This is a genomic window from Marivivens donghaensis (assembly GCF_011806565.1).
In the GTDB taxonomy this organism is placed as follows: domain Bacteria; phylum Pseudomonadota; class Alphaproteobacteria; order Rhodobacterales; family Rhodobacteraceae; genus Marivivens; species Marivivens donghaensis_A.
Genome location: NZ_JAATOP010000005.1, coordinates 141,020 through 161,972, shown reverse-complemented (window position 1 = coordinate 161,972; position 20,953 = coordinate 141,020). Strand labels below are relative to the sequence as shown.

Below are 20,953 nucleotides of genomic sequence, written 5' to 3'. Positions count from 1 at the left end.
GCCCAGAACAGCCAACGCCAAACATAAGGAAGTATCCTATGCCCATTCAGGTCGGCCAAGATACCGCCAAGACACGCCGCACGCTCAGCGTCGGCGACAAGTCGGTTTCCTACTATTCTATCCCTGCCGCTACCGAAGCAGGCCTCGGTGATTTCACCAAGCTGCCCGCCTCGCTCAAGGTGGTTCTCGAAAACCTGCTGCGTTTCGAAGACGACGGCTTCTCGGTTTCCGTAGACGATATCAAGGCGTTTGCCGAATGGGCGACCCTCGGCGGTAAGAACCCGCGCGAAATCGCATACCGCCCTGCCCGCGTTCTGATGCAGGACTTCACCGGTGTTCCGGCTGTTGTCGACCTCGCCGCTATGCGCGACGGCATTAAGGCACTGGGCGGCGACCCCAAGAAGATCAACCCGCTGGTCCCCGTCGACCTCGTCATCGACCACTCGGTCATGATCGACGAATTCGGTAACCCGCGCGCGTTCCAGAAGAACGTCGATCTGGAATACGAACGCAACATGGAGCGTTACCAGTTCCTCAAGTGGGGTCAGAACGCGTTCAACAACTTCCGCGTTGTTCCGCCGGGCACCGGTATCTGTCACCAGGTTAACGTCGAATACCTCGCACAGACCGTCTGGACCGACACCGATCAGGACGGCAACGAAGTCGCCTACCCCGACACCCTCGTCGGCACCGACTCGCACACCACCATGGTGAACGGTCTTGCTGTTCTGGGTTGGGGCGTTGGCGGCATCGAAGCCGAAGCTGCAATGCTCGGCCAGCCGATCTCCATGCTGATCCCCGAAGTCGTCGGCTTCAAGCTGACCGGCGAGATGGTCGAAGGCACCACCGGCACCGACCTCGTTCTGAAGGTCGTCGAAATGCTGCGTAAGCACGGCGTTGTCGGCAAGTTCGTCGAATTCTACGGCGAAGGCCTCGACAATCTGCCGCTCGCACAGCGTGCGACTATCGCGAACATGGCTCCGGAATACGGTGCGACCTGTGGTTTCTTCCCGATCGACAACGAAACCCTGCACTACCTCGAGCAGACCGGCCGCGACAAAGACCGCATCGCTCTGGTCGAAGCCTACGCCAAGGAAAATGGCTTCTGGCGCGACGAGAATTACGATCCGATCTACTCGTCCACCCTCGAGCTGGACATGAACACCATCGTTCCGGCGATCTCGGGTCCGAAGCGTCCGCAGGACTACGTTGCACTCACGCAGGCTGCATCGTCGTTCATGAACGTCGTCAACGACTACCGCGGTATCGACACCTCGATGGCTGCCGAAGCCATGGAAGCCGAAGCACCGACCCCGACCCCGATCGAAGAAAAAGACCCGCGCAAGTCGCAGGCTGTCAAAGGTCAGGACTACGCGCTGCGTGACGGTTCGGTCGTGATCGCGTCGATCACCTCGTGCACCAACACCTCGAACCCCTACGTTCTGATCGGCGCTGGCCTCGTGGCCCGCAAGGCTCGTGAACTGGGTCTGGACCGCAAGCCGTGGGTCAAAACCTCGCTCGCACCGGGTTCGCAGGTCGTGACCGAGTACCTCAAGGCCGCCGGTCTTCAGGAAGATCTCGATGCGATCGGCTTCAACCTCGTCGGCTACGGCTGCACTACCTGTATCGGTAACTCGGGCCCGATCGCTCCGGAACTGTCCGAAGCCATCGCCGAGGGCGACCTGATCGCGACTTCGGTCCTGTCGGGCAACCGTAACTTCGAAGGCCGCATTTCGCCGGACGTTCGTGCCAACTACCTCGCGTCGCCGCCGCTCGTCGTCGCATACGCGCTGGCAGGTGACATGAACATCGACCTCACCACCGAGCCGCTCGGTCAGGGTAAAGACGGTCAGGACGTGTACCTGAAGGACATCTGGCCGACCAACGCCGAGATCGCCGAACTGGTCGAAAGAACCGTGACCCGCGAAGCGTTCCTCAGCAAGTACGCTGACGTCTTCAAGGGCGACGAGAAGTGGCAGGGCGTCGAGACCACCGAAGGTGAGACCTACGACTGGCCGGCTTCGTCGACCTACATCCAGAACCCGCCGTACTTCCAAGGCATGTCCGAGGACAAAGGCTCGATCAAGAACATCGAAAACGCCAAAGTCCTCCTCATCCTCGGCGACATGGTCACCACCGACCACATCTCGCCCGCTGGTTCGTTCAAGGACACCACTCCGGCCGGTAAGTACCTGCTGGAACGTCAGGTCGCTCCGAAGGACTTCAACAGCTACGGTTCGCGCCGTGGTAACCACGAGATCATGATGCGCGGCACCTTCGCCAACATCCGCATCAAGAACGAGATGCTCAACGGCGTCGAAGGTGGTTACACCAAGGGTCCGGATGGCGAGCAGACTTCGGTCTTCGACGCGTCGATGGCCTATCAGGAACAGGGCACCCCGCTCGTCATCTTCGGCGGCGAACAGTACGGTGCTGGTTCGTCGCGTGACTGGGCTGCCAAGGGTACTGCCCTGCTCGGCGTGAAGGCCGTCATCGCGGAATCGTTCGAACGTATCCACCGCTCGAACCTCGTTGGCATGGGCGTGATCCCGTTCGAATTCACCGAAGGCGATACCCGTGTTTCGCTGAACCTGACCGGCGACGAAACCGTCACCATTGAGGGTCTGACAACGGTGCGTCCGCTGGAAGTCCTCAAGGCGGTGATCACCTACGCGAACGGCGAGTCCAAGACCATCGACGTCCGCTGCCGCATCGATACGGCTCCGGAAATCGAGTACATCGAAAACGGCGGCGTGCTGCACTACGTGCTGCGTAACCTCGCCAAGTCCTGATAAATTCCGGATAGAAATCAAAAGGCTCCGCTTCGGCGGGGCCTTTTTTTATGGGACTTTTCGTTCTCCTCTAGGATGCATGGAGAATGCGAATTTTCACTCTAAAAAAGATTGACAGGACTCGCCCAAGCGTGAGAACTCAATTAAGCGCGCAATGCACCCGTGTTTTTCGGTTTCCCAGTGCTCGGTTTGCGGTGCAAGGTGCGCAAGAGCGCTGCGCGCGCTCGAAGCGACGGTCGCTGCCCGGTGGCCGTCGCTCTTCGTTTCAGCCCACAGTTTCTCCACGACTTATCCACAAGGTTTTCCTGCGTTCTGAGGGGTTATACCCAAAGTTATCCACAGGGCTCGTGAGTTGTTTTCGGGGTGTCGGAGGTCACCGGAATCGCCGGTTAACCGCCTCTTAAACATATCCACAGGCTTACCCCCCGCTGAGTCAGCTATGTCCACAGGATTCCCCCCGAGTCCGGTTTGCCGAATCCCTTTTATGGTGATGACTCAAGGGCATGGATAATATTCAACTGCACCACCTGCGCATCAAGGCCGACGGCCAGCTTCCGAAGCTTCCCATGGAGCGTCCCTACGCTCTGGTCCTGATCGCCCACGAAGAGACGTCGGATCGCTTCCGCCGCGCCGTGACCGAAATCATGGCAACGGGAAGCTGCGTGCAGGCGAATATCTGGGGTGAGGATGCCGAGGACTGGCAGGATTGCACCGAGGCGGCCAACGCCTTCGCAATCATGACCGAGGAACGCTCCGAGACGATCCCCGACATCGTTGTCAGCTCGCAGTCGAACCGCGCCATCGACGACGTGTTCGCCTTTGCATCGGCCCACATGAACGATCTGGAGATCGAAGGCGTGGACCTGATGATCACTCTGGAAATCGGCCGCCCCGCATTCCGCTACGACCTGACGTCGATGGCGCACCGCGCCGCAGCGGATTACGGGATGCAGGCCGCGCTAGCCTGCTGAGGTCTACTCGGCCATCGCCTTTTCAAGCTCCGGCAAGAACCGGTTTTCGTAGTCGGCCCCCAGCAACGGGCCGGCAAAGCGGAACAGCACTTTGCCGTCGCCATCCACGATGAATGTCTCGGGCGGAGCGGTCACGCCCCAGTCGATGCTCACACGTCCGCGCGGATCGAAGGCCGAGGCGAAGAAAGGGTTACCTTCTTCGTCGAGGTATTCGAGCGCGGCGCCCTCCTCGTCACGGAAGTTCACGCCCGCAATGCGGATACCGCCCTCTGCCATCTCGGTCAGTACCGGATGCTCTGCGCGGCACGGCGGGCACCAGCTGGCCCAGAAGTTCACGAGCGTCAGCTCTCCGCTGCGGAGGTCCTCGTCGCTGAGCACAGGCTCGCCCGTCAGGCCCTGATCGGGCAGCGCGGGGGCGTCTTTGCCGATCAGCATGGACGGCAGGTCGTCTCCGTCGCCAAAGTACATCTGACCGAGGAACAGGCCCGCGATAGCCGCGAAGGCCACGGGCGGGATCAGCGCCAGAACAGGGATCTTAGCCATTCTTGGCCTCCACGCGTGCCAGACGCAGCTTGGCCTTGCGGCTCTGCGTCAGCGACTGGATGACGAGCGCTGCAACGAGGGTCACGGTGACACCGTAGCAGGCCCAGACGTGGAATGTGTGTTTGCCGAAGTCGATCATGCGGACCTCCGTTGGCGGGCCTCCAGCGCGTCAGCGCGGCGAAGGCGGATTTCGGTATTGGTACGGATCAGGACCAGCGCGAGGAACAGCAGGCCGAAGCCCAGCATCGCGATGACGGACGGGTACCAGAAGGACGGGTCGATGTGGGTTTCCTTGTCGGCCGAGAAGGTCGAATCCTGATGGAGACCGTTGCTCCAGAACCGGACGGCGTAGCGCGACAGCAGCGCGAAGATCGACCCGACGAGGCAGAGGACGCTGGTCAGGTCGGCTGCGGTGTCGTTGTCCTCGATCGCGGACCAGAGCGCCATGTAGCCGAGGTAGAACAGGAACAGGATCAGGAACGACGTCAGGCGCGGCTCCCATTGCCACCATGTGCCCCACGTGGGCTGGCCCCAAATCGCGCCGGTGATGAGCGCGATGAGCGTCATGGTCGCGCCGATGGGCGCTGCGGCCTTCGCGGCGAGCGCGGAGACGTGGTGACGGCGGATCAGCCATATCAGCGAGGCGACGAACATCATGAACCATGCGTTGATGGCCATGAGCGCGGTCGGGACGTGGACAAAGAGGATCTTGACCGACGCGCCGAAATTCTCGGCGTCAGGCGTGAACAGAAGCCCCCAGACGAGGCCGACGAACATCGCGGCAAGCGCAATGCCCAGCACCCACGGGATGATCGGCGTGGTGGTCGCCATGAACTTCTTCGGGTTTGCGTATTCCCAGATCGACATAGGTTCCTCTTATCCCCGTATTACGGTGGCGGCTCAATCCCCGATCACTTCAGATTGACGCGAAGTGCCGCGCCACTTGCGAAGGGCAGCAGGGCAAATGCGCCGAAGGTGATACCGGCGAGCATGACGAATGGTGTGGTGGCGTCCATTCCCTCTGCCCCGCGGCGCACGGCCTCTGCGCCGAAAACCAGCGTGGGCACATAGAGCGGTAGGACGAGGAGCGAGAGCAGCAGGCCGCCGCGCTTTAGGCCCACGGTGAGCGCCGCGCCGAAAGCGCCGATAATCGACAGCGCAGGCGTGCCCAGAGCGAGCGACAGCGTGAGATAGGCGTAGGCGTCTGTTTTCATGTGCAGCAGCACGCCGAGCGCGGGCGCCGCGATGGTCAGCGGCAGGCCCGTGGTGAGCCAGTGGGCCACAGCTTTGGTGACGGAGGCCGCTTCAAGCGGCAGCGGCGACGTGGCCAGCAGCGCGAGCGAGCCGTCCTCGAAGTCGAGCGCAAAGATGCGGTCGAGCGACAGGAGGCACGACAGCAGCGCCGCGACCCAGAGGATACCGGGAGCGATGGGCTCCAGCACGGTTTTGTCGGGGCCAACACCGAAGGGCACCAGCACGATAACGATGAGGAAGAACGCGAGGCCGAGGCCGAAGCCCCCGCCCGCCCTCACCGCAAGCCGCAGATCACGGAGCAGAAGTGCGATCACAGGAACGCCTCGTCACTGCCGCCAGCGGCGTCGGGGGCCGCGCGGAACGGTTCGAGATCCATTTCGGGCGCGTCGAGGCCGAGGTCGATGTGGGTCGCGATGACGGCAATGCCGCCCTGATTGAGGTGCTGATGCTGGAGGAAGTCCGCGAACAGCTTCACCGAAAAGCGGTCGAGCGACACGGTGGGCTCATCGAGGAACAGCACCTTGCGCCCGATCACACCGAGGCGCGACAGGCCAAGGCGGCGTTTCTGACCTGCCGAAAGCGTCCCCGCAGCGCGCTGGCGCAGGTCAACAAGGTCGAATTGTTCGTAAATCGTGTCCGGCACCTGATTGCCGTAGACATCGGCCCAGAAGCGCAGGTTTTCCTCGACCGTCAGCTGTGATTTCACGCCGTCCGCGTGGCTGGCGTAGGCGCTTTCATCCTCGGGGCAATCGATCTGGCCGCTCTGTTCGGGTTGGAGTCCGGCGAGCGTGCGCAGGAGGGTCGTCTTGCCGATCCCGTTGGCACCGCGCAGCACAAGCGCCTGCCCAGCCGGAACCGTGAAAGACACGTTTTCCAGTACGGGAATACCGCCGCGCGCGACCGTCAGATCAGAGACTTTGAGTTCCATACCAACGCTCTAACCTATCCCGCGCGATGCGCAAAGCTCAGACAGGCAACAGCGCCAAAGCGACGCGGCGGCCTTCGGACAGAAGCACGTTGTAGGTGCGGCACGCGGCGGGCGAGGACATGGGTTCGGCGCCGATTCCGGCCTCCTCCATCACCTCGCGAAATTCTTTGGGAAGGTGGGCGATTTCCTCGCCCGTGCCGATGAAGAACACGTCGACCTTGTCCTTGAGCGCCAGCAGCGCGGCGGTGTCGTCGTAGCCGCCCCACGATTTGATGCCTGCGGACGAAACGATGACCGGACCTTCGAACACCTTACCGCCGATGCGGAAGAAACCGGGTCCATAGCCGTCCACTGGCTTGGCATCGTTGTATTCGATTTCGTTCAGTCGCATGACGGCCTCTTTGGTTCTGCGGACATTGTCGCAGAAAGCATCGGGGCCCGAAAGGGCCCCGACAAACTTATGCATCAATGTCCATGAACTGGTTTCCGGAAGGTTTCTTTTCCTTCGACCAGTCACGTTTGACGCCAAGCATCAGAACAATGTTTTTCGCCACATAGATCGACGAATACGTACCGACGACGATGCCCCACGTAATCGCCAGCACGAAGCCGCGGATCACGTCGCCGCCCAGTACTAGCAGCGCGATGAGCGCCAGCAGCGTGGTGCCGGAGGTCATCACGGTACGGCTGAGCGTCTCGTTGGCCGAGAGGTTCAGAACGTCGATCAGCGGCATCTTCTTGTACTTGATCAGGTTCTCGCGGGCACGGTCGAAGACCACCACGGTATCGTTGATCGAGTAGCCGACGATGGTCAGCAGCGCGGCGATGGTCGCGAGGTCGAACTTGAGCTGAAATATCGACCACAGGCCGATGGTCAGCACAACGTCGTGGATCAGAGCCGCAACCGCGCCGAGCGCGAACTGCCATTCGAAGCGCGCCCAGATGTAGATCACGATCGCCACGATTGCAGCCAGAACGGCGTAGATCGCGGTGTTTATCAGCTCTCCCGACACCTTCGGACCGACGGATTCGACCGACGGGAAGGTGATGGATGGATCGACGGTTTGCAGCGCCGCTTCGACTTGCTCGACGATTTCTGCCGAGATGCTTTCCTGACCTTCTTGCGCCTGAATACGGATCATCGCGACGTGCTCGTCCGCCGCGAAGGTCGGATCGAAGACTTCTGTGATGACCACATCGCCCAGACCGAGCGGATCGATTGCGGCGCGGTAATCGGCCACCGATACCTCACTGGTCGAGTCGGTACGGATGGTCGTGCCGCCGCGGAAGTCGATGCCGAAATTCAGTCCCAGAACGAGGAACAGAATGATCGACGCGATGACCGCGATGACCGACGCGCCGAACGTGTAGCGGGCCGCTTTGAAGAAGTTGAAGTTGGTTTCTTGGGGAATCAGACGGAGCCGCATGTTACACCTCGATGGTTTTCGGGCGGCGGCGCTGGAACCACCAAACGATGAACAGACGGGTCACGAAGATCGCGGTAAAGACCGAGGTCAGAATACCGATCCCCAGTGTTGTCGCGAATCCGCGAACCGGACCGGAGCCGACGAACCACAGAATAGCCGCCGTCATGATCGTGGTGATGTTGGCGTCCAGAATGGCCGACATCGCACGCTCGTAGCCCAGCTCGATAGCGCGGGCCGGACCTTTGGCTGTCTTCAGTTCTTCGCGGATACGTTCGTAGACCAGCACGTTGGCGTCCACGGCCATACCCATCGTCAGCACGATACCCGCGATACCCGGCAGCGTGAGCGTGGCGCCCAGCAGCGAAAGGATACCGATGATCATCGCCACGTTCAGAATGAGCGCGATGTTGGCGATCCAGCCGAACAGGCCATAGGACAGACCCATAAAGATCATCACGGCGACGAAACCGACGACAGCCGCGATCTGGCCCGAACGGATGCTGTCCGCACCCAGTTCCGGTCCCACGGTGCGCTCTTCGAGGAAGTCGAGACCCGCAGGCAGCGCGCCCGCCCGCAGCAGAACCGCGAGGTTGGTCGTCTCTTCGACAGTGAAGGAGCCGGTGATGATACCCGAACCACCGGTGATGGCGCTCTGGATCGTCGGGGCCGAGATCACCTCGTCATCGAGCACAATCGCGAACGGACGGCCGATGTTGTTGGAGGTATAGGCACCGAACGCGCGCGCACCGCCGGGGTTGAAACGGAAGTCCACAGCCGGACGACCGTTCTGGTCGAAGGTCGGCTGCGAGTCAGTCAATTGATCGCCCGAGACGACAGCCGTGCGCGACAGGATGTAGTAAACGCCCTCACGCTCGACATCGGGCGCAAGGAAGTTCCCGACACCCGGCTCTGCGTTCTCGTCGCCGGTGGTGCTGATGACTTCGTGGAAACCGAGCTGCGCGGTGGTGCCGATCCAGCCCTTGAGTTCCTGCGCCGACTTCGCGCCCGGAACCTCAATGAGGATACGGCGGTCACCGGTCCGCTGGATCGACGGCTCGCGGGTGCCCGCCGCGTCGATACGGTTGCGGATGATCTCCAACGCCTGACGCACGGTGAGCTCGTCGCTGACGGCCTTCTGGGCTTCGGACAGCTCGACCGTGACAAGGTTGCCATTAGCCGACACCGTGAGGCTCGACTGACCCGCGCCGGTGACAGAGGTCACAGGGCTCGCCAGACCGCGCACCAGTTCGACAGCGCGTACAACGCCGTCTTCATTGGCCACGCGGATCGCTAGCGTACCAGGGGCCGATTCCTGACGGCGGATCGCGCCGATGGTATCACGTTCGGCCACCAGAACGTCACGCACCTGCGGCCACATGCCGTCCATGGTGGTCTCGTAGACGTCCTCGACACGCACCTCCGCCAGCAGCTGTGCGCCGCCGCGAAGGTCGAGGCCGAGGTTCACAATGTCGGAGGGCAGCCACGACGGCCACTGCGCCAGATCGGCCTCGAGCTCGGCATTGGTGATGCCGTTCTCTATATCCTTGGCCGCATCGTTATGCGTCTCGACCCGAGAATAGAAAAAATTGGGCAGCGTGAAAATCACCCCGGCCAAACAGGCCAGAACGATGAGCACCTGCTTGAAGCGTGCAATATGTAGCATATCCGGGGTGTTCGCCGCTTAGCTGTTCGCGGGTTCGGTGCGGTTCACCACCTGCGAAATGGTTGAACGCACGACGCGGACGTTGACGCCCGAAGCGATCTCGATCTCGACCTCGTTGTCGTCTTTGACCTTCGATACCTTGCCGATGATGCCGCCCTGCGTGACAACCTGATCACCGCGGCGCAGCGCCGCCACCATGTTCTGGTGTTCCTTCAGCTTCTTTTGCTGCGGACGGATCAGCAGGAAGTACATGATCGCAAAGATCAGGATAAAGGGAATAATACCTTGAATGGCCTCCATCGGGCGCTCCTCGTCTAAGTCTGGCGGGGGCTCCCCGCAAAGTCGCGGCACGTTATGACGGCGCCACGGGATTGGCAACCGCAGCACGGACGCTCAAAGCAATGTGTGAAGGCGATTTTGCATATTCAAGCGGGCCGCCCTGCCCGCCCCTCTTCATTCTGACAAAAATACCTCGGGGGTGAGGCCGCAAGGCCGAGGGGGCAGCGCCCCCGCTCCACCCTCGAACTGGGCTGGCAGCGGTACAATCGCAGCGATCTGCTCGCCGCAAATCACTGGCACGCGCGAGGCTCCATGACCCCGATCATCACTGTCCCCGGCATCGGCGGCTCCGGCCCTGACCACTGGCAGAGCCTTTGGGAAGCCAAACACCCCGGGATAACCCGATTTGCGCCGTCGAACTGGGACGAGCCCGATCTCACTGACTGGCTCGCCGCGCTAGATGCTGCGGTCGCCGCAGCCCCGACGCCGCCCATCCTCGTCGCCCATTCCCTCGGCTGCCTGCTCGCCGCGCGTTACTGCGCCTCGCATGACCGCACGATCAAAGGCATCTTCTCCGTCGCCCGCCCGATCCCCTCGGCCCCAAGTTTCCGGCGGTGAACCAGAGCTTCATCGACGTGCTGCGCACACCGCTCCGCGCGCCGACACTGGTTGCGGCCAGCACGGACGATCCCTACGCCTCAATCCAATTTGCGGAAAATATCGCGGCAGACTGGCAGGCAAGGTTCATAAACCTCGGCCCGCTCGGCCACGTGAATGTCTCCAGCGGACTCGCAGATTGGCCCGCCGGATATGCTTTGTTCGAAACCTTCGCGGCTAACTTGGCCGAGGCTTAGCCCTTTGCGACGTCGTCCAGCGCGCGCAGCTTTTGCAGCAGCGGCTGAAGCTCTTCGATACGCACCATGTTCGGACCGTCCGAAGGTGCGTTATCGGGGTCTTCGTGCGTCTCGATAAACAACGCCGCACAGCCCACAGCCACAGCCGCACGCGCCAGCGGCGGCACCATGCGGCGATCACCGCCCGACGAGTTGCCGTTCCCGCCCGGTTGCTGGACCGAGTGCGTCGCATCGAACACAACAGGATAACCCGTCTCCGCCATGGTCGGCAGACCGCGGAAATCGCTCACAAGCGTGTTGTACCCAAAAGACGTGCCGCGCTCGCAAAGCATGATGTTGGTATTTCCCGTACTCTCGATCTTCGCCGCGACGTTCTTCATGTCCCAAGGCGCAAGGAACTGGCCCTTTTTGACGTTGATCGCCTTGCCGGTCTCACCGGCAGCGAGCAGCAGGTCGGTCTGACGGCAGAGGAACGCCGGAATCTGCAGGATGTCACAGAACTCGGCCGCCATCGCGCAGTGGTGCGTCTCGTGCACGTCGGTGATGACCGGACAGCCGAACTCGTCACGGATTTTCGACAGAATCTCGAGGCCCTTCTCGGCACCCAGTCCGCGCTTGCCGCCCAGCGACGAACGGTTCGCCTTGTCGTACGAGCCCTTGAAAATAAAGCCAGTACCGGTCGCAGCGCAGGCTTCCGCAATCCGCTCCGCCAGCATACGCGCATGGTCGAGGCTTTCGAGCTGGCACGGCCCCGCGATCAGCGCGAAGGGCAGATCGTTGGCGACTTCGACGTTTCCGATGGTGACGCGATGCATGGGCGCTCTCCTTGAATTGGCTTGCCCTGCATATAGACACGCACAAAGGCTGCGTCCATCGCTGCTGCCTTTGTGCTTCAAATATCCCGGGGGTGCGGGGGCTGGCCCCCGCTCCGTCAGATCGACACGCGCTCCAGCAGAACCTCTCGCGCCAGCGTGGCCTTGGGCTCGTGCAGCACGACCGATCCACGGTTCACCGCGTAGAAGTCATCCGCCAGATCGAAAGCAAAATCGAAGTACTGCTCCACCAGCACCACAGCGATCTCGCCCTCTTCGCGCAGCTGGGCAATGACGCGCCCGATCTGCTGGATGATGTTGGGCTGGATGCCCTCGGTCGGCTCGTCGAGCAGCAGGACGCGCGGCCGCGTGATGAGCGCGCGGGCGATGGCAAGCTGTTGCTGCTGGCCGCCCGAAAGGTCGCCGCCGCGGCGATGCAGGAAGTCTTTCAGGATCGGGAACAGCTCGAATATCCGGTCAGGGACACCGCGCTCGTTACGATCAAGGCAGGCAAACCCGCTCTCCAGATTTTCCTGCACGGTCATCAGCGGGAACACCTCGCGGCCCTGCGGGACATAGGCGATCCCTGCCCGCGCAGCTCCGAAAGCGGTGAGGTGCTTGAGCTCCTTCCCGTCCAGCACGATGCGACCGTCCTCGTAGGGATGGCGGCCTGCGATAGCCTTGAGCAGCGAGGTCTTCCCGACCCCGTTCGTGCCCATGACGGCGGTGACCTGCCCCGCCTCGGCGGTCATGGAAATGCCGTTGAGGATCTGGCTCTGACCGTATTTCAGCGTGAGATTTTCGATTTCGAGCATGTTCAGCGCCCCAGATAGACTTCGATGACCTGCGGGTTGGCGGTGACGTGGTCGAGGCTGCCCTCGGCCAGCACCGATCCTTCGTGCAGGACAGTGACTTTGCAGTTGAGGCGGCGGACGAACTCCATATCGTGCTCGACGACCACCACGGCACGGGTTTTCGCGGCGCGCTTCAGCAGATCGGTCGTCTGCTCGCGCTCCGCCGGCGTCATCCCCGCAGCGGGCTCGTCCACAAGCAGCAGACGCGGGTCCTGCGCCAACAGCATCCCGATTTCCAGCCACTGCTTCTGGCCGTGGGACAACTCGCCCGACATCCGGTCCAGTTGATCTGCGAGGCCGATTTCCTCGGCCAGTTCCAGAATGCGGGCGCTGTCGTCACGGTTCTTTTTGTAGAACAGCACGTCGAACGGGCCGCGATCATTCTTCAAAGCCATGGCGAGGTTCTCGCGCACGGTCTGCGCCTCGAACACGGTCGGCTTCTGGAATTTGCGGCCGATGCCTTCGCGGGCGATCTTGCTTTCGGACATGCCCACAAGGCTGATCGATTTGTCCCCGAAAACAACGGTACCCTCGTCCGGCTTGGTCTTGCCGGTGATGATGTCCATGAACGTGGTCTTGCCCGCCCCGTTGGGGCCGATCACGGCGCGGAGCTCGGGTTCGTCGACGGCGATCGAGAGGTTGTTGATGGCGCGGAAGCCGTCGAAGGTCTTGGACACGCCGGATACTTCGAGAAGTCTGCTCATTCCGGTTTTCCTTCTTCTGCGCGCCAGCTGCCGTCATCGGGGCCGTAGTTCGCATTGCGCTTGACCGCGACGTAGTCAAAGAGGCCGCCGATGCCCTGCGGGAAGAACAGCGTCACCGCCACGAACGAGAAGCCGAGCAGTACGAGCCACCAGTCGGTCCAGACGATCTTGTAGAAACCGAGGTTGATCGCGGGGGCTCCGCCGCCCGTGAACCACGACGACAGGAGCGAGACAAACGTGGCGCCGATGACCGCGCCATAGAGGCGACCGCGACCACCGATCGCCACCCAGACCGCAAGGTAGATCGAGGCGATCGGCGCGATCTCGGCAGGGTTGATGATGCCCGCTTGCGGGTAATAGAGCGCCCCTGCGACCCCAGCCACCATCGCGGTGAGGGTAAAGACGAAGAGCTTATAGGTTTCAACGTGATAGCCAAGGAACCTCACGCGGGATTCGTCGTCTCGGATCGCGCGGATCACGCTGCCCATCTTGCCCGATGTGACGAAGGCGAAGAGGATATACGCCAGCGCCAGCGCAAGCGCCGAGGCCCAGAAAAACCAGACAGACACCCAGTCCTGACCCGCCGAAACGCCGGGGATGTTCTGGAGGCCTGACAGGCCGTTGTTACCACGCAGTCCGCTGTCGTTCTGGAAGAGATACAGCGACAGCGCGAGGGTCATCGCCTGCGTTAGGATCGACAGATAGACGCCCGTCACGCGGCTGCGGAACGCGAGCCAGCCGAAGACCAGTGCCAGCAGTCCCGGCACGATCAGTACGGCGAGGAGTTGCAGCGGCAGCGAGTGCGCGAACATCCAAAGCGCGGGAAGTTCGGAACTACCGACCACGCCGAAAATCTGCGTCCCGATGGCGTCCGAGACCTCTTGCGCGGTGGCGGGTAGCGGCTGGTTGGCAAGGGACGCGGCCACGATTTCCTCGGTGCGCGCATACATCAGCCACATGCCGACAGCGTAGCCTCCGATCCCGAAAAAGGCGAAGTGGCCAAGGCTGAGGATGCCGCAGTAGCCCCAGACCACATCCATCGCGATGGCGATGATACAAAGGCACAGCGTCTTGCCGAGCGTTTTGACGAAGCTGGTCGAGATCAGACCGAAGCCCGTTGCCTGCGCCATGAGCGTGACGGCCACGGTGAAGATCGCGAGGACCAGAAGGAAGATCAGGACCGAGCGGTTCGATGCAAGGAGGGTTTTGTTCATTGGGTCTCTCCTGCGGGGTTTGCGCGGACGTTCAAGGACGCACGGGGGGCCAGCCCCCCGGTCCCCCCGAGGTATTTTTGCCAGAGTGAATGACAGGTCATGCTCAGTTCCCCGCCGCGCGGCCCTTGAGGGCGACGATGCCCTTGGGACGGAACTGGATGAAGATAATGATGAAGAGGATCATGTAGGTCTGCGCCGCCAGCGTGTTGGACGGGTTGAACCACTCGATACCCTTTTGCAGGAAACCGATCAGCGACGCGCCAGCGAGCGTGCCCCAGACGTTGCCCACACCGCCGACGACGACGGTCATGAAGCTCTGGACGATGTAGTCGGCGCCCATTTCGCTGGTCACTTTGGCATAAAGGCCGATAGCGACGCCTGCGATCCCTGCGATGCCCGAGCCGAGGCCGAAGGTCAGCATGTTGATGCGGTCGGGGTTGATGCCCATCGATGCGGCCATACCGGGGTTCTGTGTGACGGCGCGGACCTCGAGGCCGAGGCGAGTGCGCTTCAGCACGAAGAGGATCAGCGCGAGGAAGATCAGCGCCAGCACGAAGATCGCGATGCGGATGTAGCTGATGGAGACCACGTCGTTGAATACGAGCGCGCCGTCCAGCCAACCGGGCGAAGTCAGCGGGCGGGCTTGGGTGCCGAAGATGTTCTTGGCGATCTGCTGGAGCGCGATCGAGATGCCGAAGGTGGCAAGGAGTGTTTCCAGCGGGCGTTTGTAGAGGTGGCGGATCACCAGACGCTCCATCGCGACGCCGGCCGCGAAGGTGACGCAGAACGCCAGCGGCAGGGCCACGATGATCGAGACGGTGTAATCTGGGATCACCTGCTGCACGACGTATCCGGTGTAGGCGCCCATCATGATGAATTCGCCGTGGGCCATGTTGATGACGCCCATCACGCCGAAGGTGATGGCAAGGCCGATGGCTGCGAGGAAGTAGATCGACGCCAAGGACACCGCATCGAGCGCGATGTCGGCGGTCTGCATCGCGCTGACCTTGAGGTCCACGTCGCGCATCGCGGCGTAGGCGGCATCGGTGACGGCTGCATCGGGTTCGACGTAGGCGTCGAAGAAAATGTGCGCTTTGACGGCGGCCTCGCGGTCGGCGGGCGGCACGAAGGGCGCGGCCTGCCCTGCGTCGACGAGCGACTGGTAGGCACGAATGCGGGCGGCGGGGTCGTTCATCTGGGCGACGGGGACGCCGGCGACCTCGCCGTCAACGATGTGCGCGGTGAGGGCCGATTTCACATCGGCATCGCTCACGGTGGTCGGGGCGAGGCCGGCGGAGGCCAGTTCGGCGTAGGCGGCATCGACGGTGAAGGTGTCATCGACCTTCCGGATGCGGGCGACGTTGGTGCCTTCGGGCACTTCGGCAGCGACGCTGGAACGGGTGGTGAGGATCTGGTTCAGCGCCGCGCGGCTGTCGAGGCTGACGCCTTCGGCCAGCGAATTGATCGCCTCGACGCGGGCTTCTGTGGTATCGCCGAAACGGGCAGTGAGCAGCGACAGCAGGCGCTCCTTGCGGGCGGCGATGTCGGGGTCGGTTTCGCCTTCGAGCGAGGCGGCGAGCGGTTCGAGATGTTCTGCGGAACCGTCGCGGTTGATGGCGTCGAGCGCGGCGATGCGGCGGGCGGGATCAGGGTCGGACAGCTGGAAACGTACCAGCGCCGAGCCAATCACGCCGCGCACACCTGCGTTCGGTTTGATCTGGGTAAGCTCGCCCTTGTCGGCGGTGCCGATCTCCTCGCCTGTGTCGATGTCGATCAGCGTGTAGGGATCGCTGTCGGTGACATAAACGAAGCGGCCATCGTCGTGCTGCCAGACCTCTTTGCCCTGCCAGCGTTCGAGGAAAGTGGCGACATCGTACGCGCCGGAAGCCAGAAGGGCCTCGACAGCGTCGGCGGTCGTGCCGCGGGAAGGTTTGTTATAGAGGGCGGGGTCTTCCTGAAGGACCGATTGCAGGTCCTGAGCCGATGCGCAGACAGCCGAGACGGTCAGAGCGCAGGCGAGCAGAAGGGCGCGGAACATCTCGCGTCTCCTTGAAAGGGTATTCGGGGAGGGTGGCAAGGGGCGACGCGCGCCCCTGCCCTTGATCACAGGATCAGTAGTTCGAGGTCAGCTGGACGCAGGTCTCGGTTTCGGTGTTGTACATGCCGCACTTGAGGTCGACCCAATCCGATTCCAGGACAGCCGATTCCGGCAGGAAGTCGGTCCATGCGTCACCTGCGACCGGCTCGGTCTGCGAGATGATGTCGAATTGGCCGTCTTCGAGGATTTCACCGATCAGGACCGGCTTGGTCAGGTGGTGGTTCGGCAGCATTTCAGCGGTCGAGCCGGTCAGGTTCGGGAAGGTCTGGCCCGGCATTGCGTCGATGACGGCGTCAACGTCGGTGGTGCCGATTTCCTCGACCGCCTGAACCCACATGTTGAAGCCGATGTAGTGAGCTTCCATCGGGTCGTTGGTCACGCGCGCGTCGTCACCGATGAAGGCGTGCCATTCGTCGATGAAGGACGCGTTCTCTTCGGTATCTGCCGACATGAAGTAGTTCCATGCAGCGAGGTGGCCGACGAGGTTCGAGGTGTCGAGGCCCGAAAGCTCTTCTTCACCGACCGAGAATGCGACGACCGGAATGTCTTCTGCCGAAACGCCCTGAGCCGCGAGTTCTTTGTAGAAGCCGATGTTCGCGTCGCCGTTGATGGTCGAGATCACGCCGACCGACTTGCCGTCAGCGCCCAGCGCAACGACGTCGGACACGATGGTCGCCCAGTCCGACTGGCCGAACGGGGTGTAGTTGACGAAAATATCTTCGGCAGCGATGCCGTTGTCCTGAAGGTAGGCTTCGAGGATGTTGTTGGTGGTGCGCGGGTAGACGTAGTCGGTGCCGAGCAGCGCGAACTTCTCTACGCCGAGTTCTTCGAGGAAGTAGTCGACAGCCGGAATAGCCTGCTGGTTCGGAGCGGCGCCGGTGTAGAATACGTTGCGCGAGGACTCTTCGCCTTCGTACTGGACGGGGTAGAACAGAAGGCCGTTCAGTTCTTCGATGACCGGCAGAACCGATTTACGCGAAACCGAGGTCCAGTTGCCGAAGATGACGTCGACTTCGTGAACGGTCAGAAGCTCGCGGGCCTTTTCAGCGAAGAGCGGCCAGTCGGACGCGGGGTCGACGACAACGGCTTCGAGTTCACAACCCAGCAGACCGCCCTTGGCGTTCTGGGCTTCGACCAGCATCAGCATGGTGTCTTTGAGGGTGGTTTCGGAGATGGCCATCGTGCCGGAGAGCGAGTGCAGGACACCGACCTTGATCGGCGCTTCACATTCGGCGAAAGCGGCGCCCGCACCGGCGATCAGCGCAGCGGAGGAAAGAGCGGGCAGCATGAATTTCTTGAACATAGGTAGTCCCCTGTTGGCGCAGCCGTCTTCCATCCGGGCCTCTGTGCAAACAGAAACCGGTCGGTTACAGTCGGACTGCAGCCTTGTTGCTGAAGTCGCGTCGAAGGGAGTGGTCTGCCAGGATTGACCCTTCGCGCGGCGGTTTTGGCGGGCGGTGATACCCGCAGGGCAGAAGGTGCCTGACGGTACGTCCGCAGCGCAAATCCCGCCGCATGCTGAGAACTTGATTCAGGAATGCATGTTCAAAAATTCACCAACATGCGCAAAACTGCCCAATAAATAGACACGTCGATAACGGTTCCGTGAGGTCACGGCGCTCGAAAGCGGCCAATCGTCATCCGATTTCGTCCTTTTGTGCCTGACATCAGGGACACATCCTCGAATCCGCACATGAGAGAATGATATAGTAACAGTAAATCAAAGGTTGATTAGGCAGCACCTAAGTACTCATAAATGGATCAAGCGACTTCTATGTTCTTGAAATTGCGACGTCGCCCGCCGGAAAGCCTGACTTCCGCCGGACTATACCAAGGAGTATTTGTCTTATGCTCCTAGCCCGTTGAGGGTGAGTTTAGGTTGGCAGATATGGCGACTAGGGTAGTGCCAGTAACCACCGAAGAGTGACCGGGATCTGAACTAATGTTGTTCGGCCAAAATCAGAGTAGAAAGAAGAACCGGAAGCGCACCGATGCAACCGACTTCTACCTGTTTCAGGATACCGAACGCTCGCACATTTACCGCATCCGCGAACAAATCGAAGACAAGCCGGTCCGGCTGAGCCTGATCTACGGTATCTTCATGATGTTCTGGGTCGTCATGCTGACGCGTGGCCACGCCATCGAACATAGCGGCGATGCGCTGACGGACCTTTTTCCGCACGTGGCCGGCGTGACCGTGGTGCTGGGCGTCTTTATCTATCCCAGGCGTTATATCTGGATACCGATCGTCACTTTCGCCCTCTTCTATGCCGTAACGCCGTTTATCGCCATGCGCGGCTATACCATCGCGGGCGAAACCTCGGAGTTCATTGCTCTGCTCTGGATCGGTCTTGGCGCGAACCTGCTGGTGTCGATCCTGCTGGGCATGTGTGCCCGCGCGCTTCACGTTATGCTACACCGCGCGTTCGAACCGTTCCTGCTCGACCTCGTGCTGTCGATTACCTCGGGGCCTGTGTTCGCGCTGTTCCTGTGTCTGATGGTGCCGGTGTTCATCAACACCGCTCTCATCCACTCGCCTAACGCGGCGCAAAGTATCGGGCTGGATGCGGGCTACACCTTTGAAGCGTTCGTGAAATCGGCCTATGGCGGCATCACAATCATGGGCCTGCTGATCGGCATCCTGCGTATCCCGCGCGAAGAACATGTCATTCGCGCCCTGCCCTATGCCGCGCTGTTCCCGCTGCTGGCGCTCCTCGGTAACAACGGGTTCCGGCTCGACGAGACGTGGGACGCGCTGGCGCTTTGCGGTCTGCTGGCAATCCTTTTGCCGTTCGCGCTGGTGATCCCCACCCTCACGGTCGGTCTGATGTTCTACATCGGCCTGACCGGAGCCGTCATCGACATCGAGCCGCCCGAAACCCGCGCCGAACTGGTGCTGGAGATCTACTCGCTCGGCGCGTTCTTCATCATCATGCTGCTGCTCGCCATCCGCAGCCACGACCACTACCGGCGTGAAAAGCAGATGGGCTCGATCCGCCGCCTGAATACCGTCCGCAACAACGCGGGCGTCGGCGTGTTTTCGATCGACCTGCACAACCGTCTGGTCAGCGTCGACCCTGTGACCCAGCGGATGCTCAACCTCGGGTCCGAAATCGACCTGACGTCGATGATGCGGCAGTTTCCGCCCGAACAGCAGGAAGAGTTGCGGGACATGATGTTCGGCAATGGCGCGGACAGTAAAACGCTGCTCGCCCGCCTCAAGGACTCGCCCACCAGCAGCCTGTCGCGCACCTTGCGTTTGTTCCTCTGGAACGAGCGCGGCCAGCGAAACGAGCGCAGCATCCTCGGCCTTGTGGTCGATGTAACAGGCGAACACCTTCAGGAAAAAGCCCTGCGCGAGACGATGGCCGAGTTGTCGAGCAATAACGACAAGCAAAAGCAGCTGTTCTCGATCATCAGCCACGAACTTCGGACGCCCGCGTCTATCATCTCCATGCTGATCGACGATATGGACGAGCCGCAGGTGGACTACGACCGCCTCCACGCCCGCCTGCGCGAGTCGACCGACCAGCTTCTTGGTGTGCTGACCGACATGCGTCAGGCGGTGAACCCCGAGAAGAACCTGCCGGTGAACCTCGTGCCGTTTGTGCCGTTCGAACTGGCCGAGTCGATCAAGAACACTTTCGAGATGCAGGCCGAAGCCGCAGAAGTGCTGATCCGCCTGCGCCTTGGCGACGGGGCGAACGAGACCTGTATGGGCGACAATGTCCGGATCAAGCAGATCCTCGGCAACCTCATCCGCAACGCCATCATCCACTCGCAGTGTACGACGATCACCATCAGCTACCGCTCGGCCTATAACGTCGAGGACAGCAGCCGCATCGGTGTCTGGTCGATCAGCGATGACGGCGTCGGCATCCCGCCCGATCAGGTCGAGCGCCTGTTCCAGCCGTTCCAGCGCGGCACGGGTGATGATCCGCGAAACCGTCCCGACGGCAGCGGCCTGGGCCTCTATATCGTCAAAAGCTCTGCGCATGTGCTTGGCGGCCATGTCGAATACTTCCCCGCCCCCGAAGGCGGTGCGGGCTATCACATCCGCCTGCCCGAGCCGCTGGCCGACGGCACGCTCCTGCCCGATGCGGACGATCCCGACGCCGCCGATCTGGACTTCGCCAGCCTGCGTGTCGTTCTGGCGGAGGACAACGCACTGGTGGCCGAGGTTACGTCGGCCCGCCTGCGCAAATACATGGGCAGCGTCATCACCGCGCCCACGGGTCGCCGCGCGCTGGAGCTGATCCATCAGGACCCGCCGGATGTCCTGATTACTGACCTCTACATGCCCGAAATGAACGGCGCAGAACTGATCCGCACCCTGCGCGAGGAAGGCAACGATCTGCCTATTATCGGCCTGACTGCGGCTGTGGTGGGAGACGACATGCGCCAGTTCGAAATGGTCGGCGCCTCGCACATCATGACCAAGCCGCTCGAAGATGCGCAGCTTATGCGTTTCCTGCGCGAAGAATTCGCCCGCCGCAAACGTACTGCCGCAGCGGCGGAAGCTGTCGAAGCGGGAGCGGACGAATAAGGCCGCACAAATCT

Annotated in this window: 18 protein-coding genes and 1 pseudogene; 4 read left to right on the top strand and 15 right to left on the bottom strand. The window is 61.8% G+C overall.

The features are described 5' to 3' along the window. Window positions 1-38 precede the first annotated feature (38 nt). Both acnA and HCZ30_RS09295 read left to right on the top strand, forming a co-directional pair. Window positions 39-2,792: an aconitate hydratase AcnA gene (gene acnA / locus HCZ30_RS09300; protein WP_167638008.1), complete on the top strand. Its 2,754-nt coding sequence runs from the start codon at window positions 39-41 to the stop codon at window positions 2,790-2,792. A 503-nt stretch (window positions 2,793-3,295) separates the two neighbouring features. Next, window positions 3,296-3,763 carry a DUF7684 family protein gene (locus tag HCZ30_RS09295; RefSeq protein WP_167638007.1) on the top strand — a complete coding sequence of 156 codons (468 nt, stop codon included), beginning with the start codon at window positions 3,296-3,298 and terminating at the stop codon, window positions 3,761-3,763. 3 nt (window positions 3,764-3,766) lie between these two features. Here the strand turns inward: HCZ30_RS09295 and HCZ30_RS09290 are convergent, their stop codons facing one another. From HCZ30_RS09290 to yajC, 9 genes are all read right to left on the bottom strand, one after another. After that, the gene (locus HCZ30_RS09290; protein ID WP_167638006.1) at window positions 3,767-4,306 is read right to left on the bottom strand and encodes a DsbE family thiol:disulfide interchange protein; all 540 of its coding nucleotides are present in this window, start codon (window positions 4,304-4,306) and stop codon (window positions 3,767-3,769) included. Next, on the bottom strand, window positions 4,299-4,445 hold the full coding sequence (ccmD, locus tag HCZ30_RS09285) for a heme exporter protein CcmD (protein ID WP_167638005.1): 147 nt from the start codon (window positions 4,443-4,445) through the stop codon (window positions 4,299-4,301). Before ccmD ends, HCZ30_RS09290 begins: the two co-directional genes overlap by 8 nt. Further along, window positions 4,442-5,173, bottom strand: coding sequence for a heme ABC transporter permease CcmC (gene ccmC / locus HCZ30_RS09280; RefSeq protein WP_167638004.1), 732 nt, complete (start codon window positions 5,171-5,173; stop codon window positions 4,442-4,444). The genes ccmD and ccmC overlap by 4 nt, the downstream gene beginning before the upstream one ends. A 44-nt stretch (window positions 5,174-5,217) precedes the next feature. Beyond that, a complete protein-coding gene (ccmB, locus tag HCZ30_RS09275) occupies window positions 5,218-5,874 on the bottom strand; it encodes a heme exporter protein CcmB (RefSeq protein WP_167638003.1) in 657 nt (218 codons plus the stop codon). Further along, window positions 5,871-6,488, bottom strand: a complete 618-nt coding sequence (ccmA, locus tag HCZ30_RS09270; RefSeq protein WP_167638002.1) for a heme ABC exporter ATP-binding protein CcmA — start codon at window positions 6,486-6,488, stop codon at window positions 5,871-5,873. Before ccmA ends, ccmB begins: the two co-directional genes overlap by 4 nt. 37 nt (window positions 6,489-6,525) lie before the next feature. Beyond that, window positions 6,526-6,879, bottom strand: a complete 354-nt coding sequence (locus HCZ30_RS09265) for an Mth938-like domain-containing protein (protein ID WP_167638001.1) — start codon at window positions 6,877-6,879, stop codon at window positions 6,526-6,528. Window positions 6,880-6,946: 67 nt separating this feature from the next. Then, window positions 6,947-7,915: a protein translocase subunit SecF gene (gene secF, locus HCZ30_RS09260; RefSeq protein ID WP_167638000.1), complete on the bottom strand. Its 969-nt coding sequence runs from the start codon at window positions 7,913-7,915 to the stop codon at window positions 6,947-6,949. 1 nt (window position 7,916) lies between these two features. Continuing rightward, complete coding sequence (secD, locus tag HCZ30_RS09255; protein ID WP_167637999.1) at window positions 7,917-9,578, bottom strand: protein translocase subunit SecD; 1,662 nt, start codon at window positions 9,576-9,578, stop codon at window positions 7,917-7,919. An 18-nt stretch (window positions 9,579-9,596) separates the two neighbouring features. Continuing rightward, on the bottom strand, window positions 9,597-9,878 hold the full coding sequence (gene yajC, locus HCZ30_RS09250; protein WP_167637998.1) for a preprotein translocase subunit YajC: 282 nt from the start codon (window positions 9,876-9,878) through the stop codon (window positions 9,597-9,599). A gap of 291 nt (window positions 9,879-10,169) precedes the next feature. Between yajC and HCZ30_RS16885 the strand changes: the two are divergent. Next, window positions 10,170-10,711 (top strand): annotated as a pseudogene (locus tag HCZ30_RS16885) (RBBP9/YdeN family alpha/beta hydrolase). Here the strand turns inward: HCZ30_RS16885 and kdsA are convergent. The 6 genes from kdsA to urtA form a co-directional block, all read right to left on the bottom strand. Continuing rightward, window positions 10,708-11,526 carry a 3-deoxy-8-phosphooctulonate synthase gene (gene kdsA, locus HCZ30_RS09240; protein ID WP_167637997.1) on the bottom strand — a complete coding sequence of 273 codons (819 nt, stop codon included), beginning with the start codon at window positions 11,524-11,526 and terminating at the stop codon, window positions 10,708-10,710. The pseudogene HCZ30_RS16885 and the gene kdsA overlap by 4 nt on opposite strands. Before the next feature lie 116 nt (window positions 11,527-11,642). After that, window positions 11,643-12,338, bottom strand: a complete 696-nt coding sequence (gene urtE / locus HCZ30_RS09235; protein ID WP_167637996.1) for an urea ABC transporter ATP-binding subunit UrtE — start codon at window positions 12,336-12,338, stop codon at window positions 11,643-11,645. A gap of 2 nt (window positions 12,339-12,340) precedes the next feature. Continuing rightward, window positions 12,341-13,081 carry an urea ABC transporter ATP-binding protein UrtD gene (urtD, locus tag HCZ30_RS09230; protein ID WP_167637995.1) on the bottom strand — a complete coding sequence of 247 codons (741 nt, stop codon included), beginning with the start codon at window positions 13,079-13,081 and terminating at the stop codon, window positions 12,341-12,343. Continuing rightward, window positions 13,078-14,295, bottom strand: coding sequence for an urea ABC transporter permease subunit UrtC (urtC, locus tag HCZ30_RS09225; protein ID WP_167637994.1), 1,218 nt, complete (start codon window positions 14,293-14,295; stop codon window positions 13,078-13,080). Before urtC ends, urtD begins: the two co-directional genes overlap by 4 nt. 103 nt (window positions 14,296-14,398) lie before the next feature. Beyond that, on the bottom strand, window positions 14,399-16,333 hold the full coding sequence (urtB, locus tag HCZ30_RS09220; RefSeq protein WP_167637993.1) for an urea ABC transporter permease subunit UrtB: 1,935 nt from the start codon (window positions 16,331-16,333) through the stop codon (window positions 14,399-14,401). A gap of 73 nt (window positions 16,334-16,406) precedes the next feature. Beyond that, a complete protein-coding gene (gene urtA, locus HCZ30_RS09215) occupies window positions 16,407-17,696 on the bottom strand; it encodes an urea ABC transporter substrate-binding protein (RefSeq protein WP_167637992.1) in 1,290 nt (429 codons plus the stop codon). A gap of 639 nt (window positions 17,697-18,335) precedes the next feature. Here urtA and HCZ30_RS09210 point away from each other — a divergent pair. Further along, a complete protein-coding gene (locus HCZ30_RS09210) occupies window positions 18,336-20,939 on the top strand; it encodes a hybrid sensor histidine kinase/response regulator (RefSeq protein WP_167637991.1) in 2,604 nt (867 codons plus the stop codon). Window positions 20,940-20,953: the final 14 nt, after the last annotated feature.

Bases quoted from the DNA above. Each gene is read 5' to 3' on its own strand.
- yajC (WP_167637998.1), bottom strand. From the start codon at position 9,878: ATGGAGGCCATTCAAGGTATTATTCCCTTTATCCTGATCTTTGCGATC.
- kdsA (WP_167637997.1), bottom strand. From the start codon at position 11,526: ATGCATCGCGTCACCATCGGAAACGTCGAAGTCGCCAACGATCTGCCC.
- secD (WP_167637999.1), bottom strand. From the start codon at position 9,578: ATGCTACATATTGCACGCTTCAAGCAGGTGCTCATCGTTCTGGCCTGT.
- urtB (WP_167637993.1), bottom strand. From the start codon at position 16,333: ATGTTCCGCGCCCTTCTGCTCGCCTGCGCTCTGACCGTCTCGGCTGTC.
- ccmC (WP_167638004.1), bottom strand. From the start codon at position 5,173: ATGTCGATCTGGGAATACGCAAACCCGAAGAAGTTCATGGCGACCACC.
- urtC (WP_167637994.1), bottom strand. From the start codon at position 14,295: ATGAACAAAACCCTCCTTGCATCGAACCGCTCGGTCCTGATCTTCCTT.
- secF (WP_167638000.1), bottom strand. From the start codon at position 7,915: ATGCGGCTCCGTCTGATTCCCCAAGAAACCAACTTCAACTTCTTCAAA.
- HCZ30_RS09290 (WP_167638006.1), bottom strand. From the start codon at position 4,306: ATGGCTAAGATCCCTGTTCTGGCGCTGATCCCGCCCGTGGCCTTCGCG.
- urtD (WP_167637995.1), bottom strand. From the start codon at position 13,081: ATGAGCAGACTTCTCGAAGTATCCGGCGTGTCCAAGACCTTCGACGGC.
- ccmA (WP_167638002.1), bottom strand. From the start codon at position 6,488: ATGGAACTCAAAGTCTCTGATCTGACGGTCGCGCGCGGCGGTATTCCC.
- acnA (WP_167638008.1), top strand. From the start codon at position 39: ATGCCCATTCAGGTCGGCCAAGATACCGCCAAGACACGCCGCACGCTC.
- ccmD (WP_167638005.1), bottom strand. From the start codon at position 4,445: ATGATCGACTTCGGCAAACACACATTCCACGTCTGGGCCTGCTACGGT.
- HCZ30_RS09210 (WP_167637991.1), top strand. From the start codon at position 18,336: ATGTTGTTCGGCCAAAATCAGAGTAGAAAGAAGAACCGGAAGCGCACC.
- HCZ30_RS09295 (WP_167638007.1), top strand. From the start codon at position 3,296: ATGGATAATATTCAACTGCACCACCTGCGCATCAAGGCCGACGGCCAG.
- urtA (WP_167637992.1), bottom strand. From the start codon at position 17,696: ATGTTCAAGAAATTCATGCTGCCCGCTCTTTCCTCCGCTGCGCTGATC.
- HCZ30_RS09265 (WP_167638001.1), bottom strand. From the start codon at position 6,879: ATGCGACTGAACGAAATCGAATACAACGATGCCAAGCCAGTGGACGGC.
- urtE (WP_167637996.1), bottom strand. From the start codon at position 12,338: ATGCTCGAAATCGAAAATCTCACGCTGAAATACGGTCAGAGCCAGATC.